The sequence below is a fragment of the Sphingopyxis sp. genome (genome assembly GCF_035998905.1).
In the GTDB taxonomy this organism is placed as follows: Bacteria; Pseudomonadota; Alphaproteobacteria; order Sphingomonadales; family Sphingomonadaceae; genus Sphingopyxis.
The window spans coordinates 23,052-33,926 of the sequence record NZ_DASYHG010000017.1; the positions used below are offsets into that span (position 1 = coordinate 23,052).

Sequence of the window (10,875 nt, forward strand, 5' to 3'; positions counted from 1 at the left end):
CGCACGCGCGCAGATTGCTCCATGGCATCGCACCGCCTCCGCTCCCATCTGAGCTTCTGCTTCATCGGTTCGCGCGCGATCTTTCTGGATCGCGCGGCAAGTCGCTATTTTCTTCTCGAAGATGTCGGCGCCGAACATATGGAGGCGTTCGTCGCGGGGGAGGCGAGCGAGGGCGCCATATCCTGGCTGGAAGATCGCGGCCTGATCGAGACAGGCGCCGCTTCGCCAGCACCATTCATGGCGCCGTCCCCGATAGCCAGTCTCCACGACGCCCGTCTCGGCACGCCCCGGCCCTGGCTTCTCGCCGAAGCGATGCTCGCGGAGATGCGCTCGCAACGACTGCTGACCCGCCGCTCGCTCGGTTCGCTTCTCGATCCCTCCCGCCATGTCGGGCTTGAAGCCGACCTCGATCGCTGCCGCCCCATCGCCGCCGCGATCGAACGCGCGTCGCGCTATCGCGATGCGACCGATCAATGCCTTGCGCGCGGCCTCGCAATGCGTGCGATGTTGGCGCGCCGGGGCCAGCGCGCCGATCTCGTGATCGGCGTCATGCTACCCTTTGCCGCGCACTGCTGGATTCAATCGGGCACCACGGTGCTCAGCGATCCGCTGGATCGCGTCGTCAATTTCACGCCCTTGCTGACGGTGCGATGAGGTTCTCCTTTCGCCTCGATATCGCTCCGTCCGGCCTCGCGGCGCTCGCAGCCGACCATGCCGAACGCGTTCCATCGGCATGGGAAGCCCGCGCCGCGAGGCTATGGAGCCCGGCGCCGCGGATCGACCTCGTCGACCGGGGCTTCATCGTCGGCGCGCTGTTCCGTCGCGAAATCCCGGCAACGCGGGTGACCGACCTCGATCCCGCCGAGCGGCGCCGCATCTTGGATACGGACGGGGCCGCACTGCTTGCCAACTATTGGGGCGGTTATATCGCGCTGTTGATCGCGGAAGACGGCTCGCTGTCGGTCCTGCGCGACCCCTCGGGGATGATGCCTTGCTATATGCAGCGCATGGAGGGCGGAGCAATGCTGGCAAGCGACATGACGGCGCTTGCCACGCCGGGCGCCGCCGCGGTCGACTTCGCTGCCCTCGCGCGGATGTTCGCCGGCATCGACGTGATCGGACGCCGGACGGGCATCGCCGGGGTCGAGGAACTCTTCCCTGGCGAACGGCTGACGGTCACGCCGTCGGCAATCCGCATCGAACAGGCATGGTCGCCATGGGATCATGTTCGGCCACTTGCTGGATTGGACTTCGCTTCGGCCGCCCAAACGTTGCGCGCTACGCTCAAGGACAGCATCGGGGCCTGGTCGACCTGTTTCGACAAGATTCTCGTCGGTGTATCGGGCGGGCTCGACAGTTCGATTGTCGCCGCCGCGCTCGGCCCGCGAACGCCGGGGCTTCGTTGCCTGACCATGGTCGAGCCCGGAACCGACGGTGACGAACAGCGCTATGCCGAAGCGCTTGTCGGCAAACTCGGGGTGCGGCTCGATGCGCCGATTTACGATCTTGGCGCCGTCGATGTTACGCAGCCGGTTTTACCGAATTTGCCGCTGCCATTCGCTCTCCACTTCTTTCATGCGATCGAGGCGGAGCATCGGCGGCTTGGCGATCCAGTCGATGCCTATTTCTCGGGCAATGGCGGCGACGATATCTTCTGCGCCCTGCGCAGCGCCGTGCCGCTAGCCGACCGACTGCTCGCGCGCGGCCTTCGGCCCGGCTTGATCCGGACCGCGCGCGACCTCGCCGATCTCACCGGATCGGGAATGGCCGCGGTCGCGGGCAAGGCTTGGGAGCGGGTTCGACGCCGGAAGGCCGGGCATCGCGTGCGCCGCGACCTGAGCGGTCTAGGCGCTATCGGACGCGCGGCAGCGATGGACGATGGCGATCGCCATCCGTGGCTTTCGGCTCCACCGCGCGCGCTACCCGGCAAGGCCGCGCATGTCGCCATGCTGGCGCGCGCGCAAAAGAGCATCGAACTTTATCCGCGCAGCAACGCGCCACCGCAGATCGTACCCCTATTATCCCAGCCGATCGTCGAACTCTGCCTGTCGATCCCGACCTGGTATTGGGTACGCGGCGGCCGCGACCGCGCGGTCGCGCGCGCAGCCTTCGACGGCCTTCTCCCCGAACTCATTCTAGAACGCCGAACCAAAGGCAGTCCGAGCGGCTTCATCCGGCGCGTCTTCGACGCGCAGGGCGAAGCGGCCATCGCGACGCTTCGCGTCGGGCGTCTCGTCGAGGCCGGGCTGCTCGATCCCGATTGGCTGGATCGCGCCGGCGAGGGCCTTTGGCAGGACGATGGCCGCGATCACCGCATCCTGACCTTCGCGGCGGCCGAGGCGTGGGTTCGCTGGTGGGAGGAGGGGCCTTATCCGTCCGGTTCCTTTCCCTTGGCGTCGCAGCGCGGCGCGGCGGCGCCCATCTTGTCCCAGAGCGGATAGCGGTCGGCGAAGGGCGAGCCGGGATCGCGTTTGCCGAGCAGCCAATAGTCGAACCAGGCGATATTCTCCTGCATCGCGCCGATCCGGTTCGACGGGATATGGAAAATGTGCGTCTCGTCCGAGGCGGCATCTTCTCCGGGGTAGAGGCTGAGCTGCGCCGGCACACCCGCCTTGCGCAGCGCTGCGTGGAAATCGATCGACGGAACATAAGGCGCCGCAACCTGTTGGAGGATCGCGCCGCACACCTCCCCCGCGCGTAGCGAGGGTGAAAGCCGGCGGTAATGGACGAGCGCGGCGGGATCGGTTGGCGGCCCTCCGAACACCGCATCATAGGAACCCGCGACATCGGCATAGAGGGCTGGCTCGAGATAGCCGCCGTCGCCGCTCGAAGCCGCCCGGAATACATGCGAGTTGGTCATCGCGACGTTGACCATCTGCGAGCCGCGGCTGTAGCCCGCGATCCCGACGCGCGCCGGATCGATGACGCCCGCATCGACAAGCTCCTTCACCGCATCCTCATAGCTCGCGACGCCGTTGAGCCAGATTAGTTGCCGCAGCGTCTCGGGCGGTAAATCTTGGGTTTCGTTGATCCACGCGTCATAGGCCGCGCGGATTTCCGCGTTCTGGCGTGAGCTTGGATCGTTGACGAGCAGCACGAAATAGCCGCGTTCAGCAAAGAGCTGGACCGGATATTCCCACTGATTCTCACGGTTCGCGAAGCGATCGTCGCCATCGGTGCCGTGCGTGACGACGATCGCGGGATAGCGCTTGCCCTTCTCGTAACCGCGCGGCCAGACGACATAGCCCGTCGCCTTATAGCCGTGGCGATTGACCCATGTGCGCGGCTCGATTTTCAACGGATCGATCCCGTCATGGAGGGGCGACACGGACGCGACCCGCTCGACCGCTCCGCGCGGTACATCGACCGCGACCACCGCTGGCGGTGTTGTGTGGCCTTGCGCGATGCAGGCGCCGTGATCGAGCGTCGGCACGAAATCGCAATGGCTGAGGCTGTGCTCGGTGTCGATCGTATGTACGCGGTCCTTCTCGATGACCGCGAGGCCGAAACGCGGATCGTCGATCATTCGCGTTCCCGCAATCGCGCGCTGACCGTCTTGCGAGCGGAAGCCGCCCACCGCGCGTCCGTCACCGACCGCAAAGGCAAAGCGCCCATAATTATGGGTCTTCCCGCCGGGCAGGGTTTCGACGAGGTCACGGCTATCGCCATTGCCCTGCGAGGACAGTCGCCCGCCTCTCGGTCCCGGCAGCAGCCAGTAAACGCGCTCGACCTTGGGATCGAGCACACGCGCTTTCCGGTCCGCGAATGCCCAAGCCATGGTGACAACCTTTTGCTGGCCGCCCGACCCGATTTCCATCACATCATATCGGACCTCATCCTTTTCCCAGCGGACATGGTTGCGGTCGAAGAAGGTTGTAAGGTCGCTTTGCGGACGGGTAGCAAGGAGAGTGTCCGTACCGTCCGGCTCGCGAAGATAGATCGACGCTCTTGCCTGCCCCGGCGAACGGCGCCGCGCGCGCTCGCTTGTGACCTCACCGTCGTAACGGATAGCCTTACCCTTGAGCTCGGCATCGACCGTGACATAGAAGAGCCGCTGTCCATCCGGCGACCAGCTGTGTGCCCGCACGCCGGTCCGAAGCGGTGCATGTCCATAGCCGGGAAAGACGGCACCCTCGCTGTCGCCGAAGATGGCCGTCGCGGGATGAACGACAATCGGGTGCGTCTCGCCGTTCGCCCCGATCCGGTAGAGCTGGACGCCTGCACCCACGTCGATCCGTGCGCTCCAGTCGGATGTGTCGGGAATCCGGTTGAGCTGGTCGATCCATCGTGCCCGCAGCAGTTCGCGCGTTTCTCCGTTGGCCAGATCGACCCGCCGCAGGATCGCGACGGTGCGGTCGCTCTCCCGGTCGGCGATGCGGACGACATAGGCGGCGCTCTTTCCATCGGCGGCAATCGCGAGCGCGCGGACTTCTGGCACGGCGAGTTGATCGCCGAGCGACCAGACCCGCTTGCCTTCATTGCCGGTGGCGTGCGGAACGAGCATGCCGCTGGCAACGAGCGCCGCGCCAGCGAGGAGTTTATGTCTCGCCATCGTCACCACTCCTGCCGGACGGTGATGCCGATGAAGCGACCTGCCGCCGAATAATTGGTGGTGTCGAACGGCGTATCGGCGGGCAGCGCGGCCGGGATCGCGGTCGGCTCCGCGTCGAAAAGATTGAGCGCGGCGAGCGAGATTTCGGTGCCTGTGCCAATCTTTACGCGCGCCGTGAAGTCGACCGTCGTGTAGGCGGGAATGCGCACAACCGCTGCCTGTCGGTTGTCGTCGAGGCCGCTCATATGATTGACCAAGGCAGCCAGCGAGAAACGCTCGCCGCCATAGGTCAGCCCCGCGCGCCCGCGAAAGCGTGCCGGATGGAAGAGCGTGCCAGCGAGGCTTGTCCATTCAGCGCCCGGAAGGAGCTGCTGGCGGCTGCGCAGGAAACTCCCCGCCGCGGAAAGCGTCAGTTCCTTGCCGTTCGCGACCTCAACGCGATAGCGCATCGCAAGGTCAACCCCCGAATATCTTTGACGGGCGATATTGCGGTCGCGCGCATCGATGAAGGCGACGACGTTGGCGGGATTATGTGGTCGGCCGGCGCCATTCTCGAGGCCGAGCAGCGCTCCGTCGATGATGTCCGCAAGATCGGCGGCATTGGGGTTCAGCGTCACAAGGCCGGAGTAGAGCGGATTGTCGAGCACGCCGAGCAGCGACGGGATCGGCGGGGCCACCCGGTCGCTGTAATCGATCCGGTACCATGCGGCGGTCAGTTCGAGACCGCGCGCCGAGGTGAACTGGGCGCTTAGCGTGAGGTTCTTAGATCGCTCGGGCCCGATCCGGCTGTCCGGCCCCGCCGCAAAAATGATGTCGGCGCTCGCGGGGTAGCCGCTGCCGTATCGCGCGGCGCGGGCAAGCACCGCCGAATAGCCGCTATATTGCTGATAGAGGGTCGGCATCTTGAAGGAGCGGCCCCAGGACGCTCCGAGGCGCAGTGTCTCGACCGGCTCCCAGACGACGCCAATCTTGGGAGTGAGGATCGTCTCTGCGTCCGAATAATCCTCGAAACGCAGCGCGCCCGTCAGCGACAGACGGTGCAGGCCGGCGATGTCCTGCGCGGGCGCGGTGAGCGGGACGAACAGTTCGCTATAGGCGAAGATATTGTCGCGCCGCCGGCGGATATCGCCTGTCGGCGAGGCTGCGAAGAAATGGTTGCGCCGGGCGCCGCCGCCGAAGGCGATGCGCACATCGCCCGCCGGCAGCGCAAAGAGCGGCCCCTGAAGGCCCACTTCGAGCGCTAGGTTGCGGTTGAAGAAATGCTTGTCGGTGCGCTGAAGGCGATCGCCCCCGAAGAAGAGGTCGGTGAACCCTCCCGTCCGGTCGGTGCCGAGGAAGCCGCTCGCTTTCAGGCGCCAGTCGCCGCCGATTTCGGCCGTGAGGCTTGGCGCGATGCCGAAAATCTCGGAAGTGCTGAGATTGTCGAGCCCGCATTCTTCGGGCGCAATCGTAAGGCTGTAGCCGGTCGCAGAGCGAAGGCGGCTCTTCTTGTAGAGAAGATCGGCAGCCAGCGTGACGTCGGGACCGATGGCCTGATGACCGCTAAGCAACAGCGAGTGGCGCGAGATCGCCGGAAAGAGCGTCGTCTCAGGATTGGCGGCACCGGCATAATCGCGGTCGCCGGCGCGGATCGCCGTCGATTTGCTATAGTCGTAGGCAGCGAGCAGACCGCCCGACGACCAGCTCTTGCCGCCGAGCAAGCCATATTGCTGCTGGACATTGCCGCCGTCGGTCGAGGCGCCGACGCGTGCCATCGCCGAGAGGCCGTCATAGGCGCGCTTGAGGAGGATATTGACGACGCCCGCGACGGCATCGGCGCCGTAGATCGCCGACGCGCCGTCGGCGACGATCTCGATCCGCTCGACCGCAGATACGGGGATCGCGCTGACGTCGATGACTGAGGACACACCGGTATAGGCAAAGCGGTTGCCGTTGAGCAAAGTCAGCGTCGCGTTGGGACCGATACCGCGCAGGTTGAAGGTCGAGGCGCCATTGGCATTGGCATTCTCGTTGGGCGCTCCCTGGCTATTGCCGATGCCCGGATTCTGCCCGCCGCCGAAATTCTGCGGCAGGCTGCGTGCGACTTCGCCAAGGTCCGCCCGGCCGCTGTCGCGGATTTCCTCTGCGGAGACCTCGGTCACCGGCACCGCCGCCGGCGCGCCCGCAATTCGGGTGCCCGTCACGATGATCGGTTCTGGCAGGGCTTCGGCTTGCGCTTCTTCTGCGGCTCGCCCCCCGATCATGACCGTCCCCTTGTCGTAATGCGCCGTAAGACCGGTTCCGCGCAGAAGTCTGTCGATGGCCTCGCGCGCCGTCATTTTGCCGACAAGCGGCGGTGATGAGCGACCTTCAAGATCGCCGGCCGAGACATAGAGTTCGATACCTGCCTGCGCGGCGACGCTGCGCAGCGCGTCGCCGAGATCCTGCCGCGGCAGGTTGAAGCTTCGCTCCTCACGCTGGACGGCCTGTGCCTGACTCGGCGTCAGAATGACGGCAGCGCCGGCCATCATTGTGGCCAGCGAAGGCAATTTTCCGGACATTTCTCTCCCCCTTCATTGTTGAGCCGTGCTCGGAATGCACGGCTGGTGAGGGGACATGACGGAGGGTGGGAGCAGACCTTAGTCAGGTCGGAAAATTTTTATTGCCGGCGAAGATGAATGCCGTCGGCTCGCTTCTCGACTGAAAGATCGAAGAGTTTGGCAAGGCGGTTGACGAGACTTGCCGGCCGGCTGATCCGGAAGCGCCCTGAGACTTCGAGCTGTCCCGTCGCGCCATCGTCGATGATGATAGGCCTTGCGGCATAACGGTTGGCTTCGCGCGCGAGCGCAGCCAGCGAGATCGATCGATGTTCCGACCAACCGGTTGGCCAGTCGGGAGGCGGTAACTCGCGGACCCGCAGTGGCTTGGTCTGTGGGAGAATGGTACCGTCGGCGCTGCTTGCAGCGCGCGATCCCATTCGCGCGCTGCCGCTGAGCACCCTCATGATGATTACACTGCCGTCGGCAATGCCGATGTCGAGTTCTGCCCTGTCCCCACTTATCACCGAGCCGCCGACTTCAACGCGGAACGGGACAGCGCCGTCGCCGAAATCAAATCTTGCGAGACCGCGTGCCAGGCGAAGGTGGCGGGCATTGTTCGCGTCGACGAATTCGAGCCTGCTATCGGTATCGAGCGTCGCTGTCGCGCCGCCGGCGAGGCGGAAGGTCCTGATTTCGCCGCGGCGGGTGATAAGCGGCTCGGCAGCGCGCGCCGCGATCAGGCTGTCCCTTGAGCTCGCAGGCATCAGGACGTTCACGCCGAGGGCGGCCAGTAGAAGTGCGGTTATCGCGACCCCCGCCGCGGGGAGCCAGCGCCGATGGCCCAATGGTGAGCGGGCACCGGCGCGCGCCGACCCGTAACGGCTCGACGATTTAAGGATCGCAGATTGCTGCAACGTTTGCGCGGCGCGGTCGTAGCTTAGGCGATGCTCGGGCGACGCCGCGAGCCATGCCTCGAACTCCGCCTGCAAACCCGGCGCATCTTCGCCGTGCATTTTGACCAGCCACGCCCGGGCGATCTCGTCGGGCCGATATTCTGGGCTCATCGTTCGACCCCCAAGGCGTTCGCTATATGGGCGAGCGCCCGCATCATATGATATTCGACTGTGGCGATAGTGATGCCAAGCCGCTCGTGGATTTCGCGGTAGCTGAGTTCATCGACCCTGTGCATGAGAAACACGCGCCGCGTCTTGAATGGCATCGTATCGACCGCTCGCTCATAGAGGCCGAGTAGGTCGTCCGCTTCCAGCCGCCACTCTTGCTGGGGATCGCAGGCGGCGTCGCGCTGTTCGTCGAAAGGATGGGGGAGGGGGCGATGATTTCGAGAATGCCGGGCGCGGTCGATCAGCAAATTCTGCGCGATGCGGCGAAGAAATCCTCCCGGATTGGATAGCTTGCCGCATTGAGCGCTGCTGGCGGCGCGCGCGAATACTTCCTGCACGAGGTCCGGTGCTTCTTCGGCTCCGGCCTTGCGTCGAAGGAAGCCGAGGAGTGCGCCGCCATGCTCTCGATAGGCTGCACCCAGCTGGCATTCACTTCTCGACGTCGGCGCGACGAAGCGGGGCGGGTCCGCCGACAGCGCTGAACTATCAGAGGAATCAGGAAGGAGGGTGCACTCGGCACCGAGCGAGTTGGAAAAAGAGGAAGGCACGCGGTTTCCGGACGGCACGAACGGACACGGCCGACGACGGCCAGATATCCGTATCCCAATGCTGTGCCGCCGTTTGGTCGCTATGCGGACCATGGTCCGGTACGGCCGCCGGTCCTGTTACGGACTGGCGTTCATGATGACTGGCGAATTGATCGCGCGAATGCTGCCAGATTTGCGTTCGCGTGATGGAATGGTGCCAATTTGGCGCGGCCGTGGCAAGCTAGGATGTCAGCCGTCGTCGGCCCGCTCGCCAGGCCCCGCGCCATTCCTTGGCGCGGGGAAAAGCAGTGCAGGCGTTATCGAGGGTTCGCCGGTGGAAAGCGATCGGCGGTGAAAGAGATTTGGTCGCGCAGCCAATTCATGACTTCCACCTCGCTCCACCTGGCGCAGCGCTTGGAAAACAGTATTTGGCGCGGGAAGGTGCCGGTCTCGATCTTCCTGTAAATCTTCGTCCGGCTGAGCCCGGTGAGCTCTTGAACGGCGTTTAGGCGGATATAGCGGTCACGCATGGATATGGATAACATGGAAACTTCCTTCATGGCTCAGTTGCGTTTTGATGCCCCGAGGAATAAATTTGATGAAGGCTCGCTCAAGATCAATACTGCTGGAGATTAGGGCCTGTACTGAGAATTGCTCCAATAGTTCTTCACGTATCCGGGCGTGTCCTACCGTGTCCGATTGTACGATAAAAAAATTTCTCCCGAACTGACTGATTCCTACGCTCTTGGCGTATGGGCGGCACCAGAGACGGCGATATCCGGGAAATCGGCATCACGCGCATCGGGCGTCGCCCGATTCGGAGGAGCTAAAATCGGCTTTGCTCCAGACGGTCGCCGCTACGCGGCGGCGTTGATCTCCCGGCGTGGCGGGAGCGGGGTGGGTGTCACTCGCCTCTAGCCCCGCGCGGCCGGGCCGCAACCCGCGTTCCGCGGGTCCTCCACTTCGTTCCGGTCCTTCGGATGCAGCCCGGCACTATCGCGGGTCTGCCGGCTCCTTCCTGCCGCCCACCCCGCCCCCTTCCGGGCCGGGGTGCGGTGGTTTGAAGGAGAAGGGTAATGAGAGCGCCGGGTGATGATCGGCTTGACCTCCGCCGCGTCGAACGAGCGGCGCGCCGGATGAGCAATCTGGAGCGTCGCGTGTTTCTGGCGATCCGCGTCGATGAAATGAGCTATGCGGAAGTGGCCACGGAGCTTGGGATTAGCATTGCTGAGGTCGAGCAAAACTTCGCCGCGAGCCTTGATGTGCTGGTGCGCGCTGTCGAACAGAAGGATCCATGGTGGTGGAGATTCTGGCCACGGTGAGAGCAAGTCGTCCGGATGGCGCTTGCCATCCGGCAAGCGCAACTACATTGTGAAAACAATGCGTACCGATCTCGATCATCTTCCGTCCAACAAGCAGCGCGAACTCGATCGAGTGAAGGCGATCGTCTTCGAGGAGTTTGAGGACGCGCTTGCGCTCGGCACCATGGATTGGAAGAAAAAGGGGCGGATCGACAAGATCATTCTCTACGGCAGCTATGCGCGCGGAGGCTGGGTCGACGAGCCGCACACTGCCAAGGGGTACCGCTCGGACTTTGATCTGCTCATCATCGTCAACGACAAAAGGCTTACCGACAAGGTCGATTTCTGGAGCAAGCTCGAGGACCGGTTCAACCGCGAACTTGCTATCGACAAGACGCTTCGCACTCCGGTCAACTTCATCGTGCACACCCTACAGGAGGTGAACGACGGGCTCGCACATGGGCGCTATTTCTTCATTGACGTCGCGAGGGACGGTATCGCGCTCTACGAATATGACGACAAGGAACTGCACCAGCCAAAGCCGAAGACGCCCCAGCAGGCGCTTGCGACGGCGAAGGAGTATTTTGACGAGTGGTATCCGAGTGCTGCGGGTCGGCTCGACACAGCGCAATACACTCGCGGTCAGGGCAGGCTAAAAGAAGCTGCCTTCGATACCCATCAAGCAGCGGAATTTTTGTATCACTGCGTTCTTCTGGTTGAGGATCAGCGTGCAATAGGCACCCCCTTCGTGGGGTGATCGGCGTGCAAAAAGGACCCCTTCATCCCGGGGATTTAGTCGGCCGACTGGTTTTGATCAGTTGGCGAGAACGGGATGTTGATCGTGGAGACAGTGGT

8 protein-coding genes and 1 pseudogene are annotated in these 10,875 nt (G+C 64.0%); 4 read left to right on the forward strand and 5 right to left on the reverse strand.

The genetic code is table 11. The features are described 5' to 3' along the window. Positions 1-21: 21 nt before the first annotated feature. Together VGN62_RS08825 and VGN62_RS08830 are read left to right on the forward strand one after the other, a co-directional pair. Positions 22-654: a lasso peptide biosynthesis B2 protein gene (locus VGN62_RS08825; RefSeq protein ID WP_327452846.1), complete on the forward strand. Its 633-nt coding sequence runs from the start codon at positions 22-24 to the stop codon at positions 652-654. Then, entirely contained in the window at positions 651-2,441 is a 1,791-nt protein-coding gene (locus VGN62_RS08830) for an asparagine synthase C-terminal domain-containing protein (RefSeq protein WP_327452848.1), read from the forward strand. Before VGN62_RS08825 ends, VGN62_RS08830 begins: the two co-directional genes overlap by 4 nt. Here the strand turns inward: VGN62_RS08830 and VGN62_RS08835 are convergent. The 5 genes from VGN62_RS08835 to VGN62_RS08855 form a co-directional block, all read right to left on the reverse strand. Then, complete coding sequence (locus VGN62_RS08835; RefSeq protein ID WP_327452850.1) at positions 2,369-4,552, reverse strand: prolyl oligopeptidase family serine peptidase; 2,184 nt, start codon at positions 4,550-4,552, stop codon at positions 2,369-2,371. The genes VGN62_RS08830 and VGN62_RS08835 overlap by 73 nt on opposite strands. 2 nt (positions 4,553-4,554) lie before the next feature. Continuing rightward, positions 4,555-7,092: a TonB-dependent receptor gene (locus VGN62_RS08840; RefSeq protein ID WP_327452852.1), complete on the reverse strand. Its 2,538-nt coding sequence runs from the start codon at positions 7,090-7,092 to the stop codon at positions 4,555-4,557. A gap of 98 nt (positions 7,093-7,190) precedes the next feature. After that, positions 7,191-8,135 (reverse strand): FecR family protein, encoded by a 945-nt coding sequence (locus VGN62_RS08845; RefSeq protein WP_327452854.1) that lies wholly within the window; start codon positions 8,133-8,135, stop codon positions 7,191-7,193. Beyond that, positions 8,132-8,740 (reverse strand): RNA polymerase sigma factor, encoded by a 609-nt coding sequence (locus VGN62_RS08850; RefSeq protein ID WP_327452856.1) that lies wholly within the window; start codon positions 8,738-8,740, stop codon positions 8,132-8,134. The genes VGN62_RS08845 and VGN62_RS08850 overlap by 4 nt, the downstream gene beginning before the upstream one ends. Before the next feature lie 296 nt (positions 8,741-9,036). Further along, positions 9,037-9,264 carry a helix-turn-helix transcriptional regulator gene (locus VGN62_RS08855; protein ID WP_327452858.1) on the reverse strand — a complete coding sequence of 76 codons (228 nt, stop codon included), beginning with the start codon at positions 9,262-9,264 and terminating at the stop codon, positions 9,037-9,039. 531 nt (positions 9,265-9,795) lie between these two features. Here VGN62_RS08855 and VGN62_RS08860 point away from each other — a divergent pair. After that, a complete protein-coding gene (locus VGN62_RS08860; RefSeq protein WP_327452860.1) occupies positions 9,796-10,041 on the forward strand; it encodes a sigma-70 region 4 domain-containing protein in 246 nt (81 codons plus the stop codon). 58 nt (positions 10,042-10,099) lie between these two features. Next, positions 10,100-10,738: pseudogene (locus VGN62_RS08865) on the forward strand (nucleotidyltransferase domain-containing protein); the annotation flags it as partial. Between the last annotated feature and the right edge of the window lie 137 nt (positions 10,739-10,875).

What these genes read in the sequence shown, in the direction of transcription:
- VGN62_RS08845 (WP_327452854.1), bottom strand. Translation starts at nt 8,135, where the DNA reads ATGAGCCCAGAATATCGGCCCGACGAGATCGCCCGGGCGTGGCTGGTC.
- VGN62_RS08835 (WP_327452850.1), bottom strand. Translation starts at nt 4,552, where the DNA reads ATGGCGAGACATAAACTCCTCGCTGGCGCGGCGCTCGTTGCCAGCGGC.
- VGN62_RS08855 (WP_327452858.1), bottom strand. Translation starts at nt 9,264, where the DNA reads ATGTTATCCATATCCATGCGTGACCGCTATATCCGCCTAAACGCCGTT.
- VGN62_RS08840 (WP_327452852.1), bottom strand. Translation starts at nt 7,092, where the DNA reads ATGTCCGGAAAATTGCCTTCGCTGGCCACAATGATGGCCGGCGCTGCC.
- VGN62_RS08825 (WP_327452846.1), top strand. Translation starts at nt 22, where the DNA reads ATGGCATCGCACCGCCTCCGCTCCCATCTGAGCTTCTGCTTCATCGGT.
- VGN62_RS08830 (WP_327452848.1), top strand. Translation starts at nt 651, where the DNA reads ATGAGGTTCTCCTTTCGCCTCGATATCGCTCCGTCCGGCCTCGCGGCG.
- VGN62_RS08860 (WP_327452860.1), top strand. Translation starts at nt 9,796, where the DNA reads ATGAGAGCGCCGGGTGATGATCGGCTTGACCTCCGCCGCGTCGAACGA.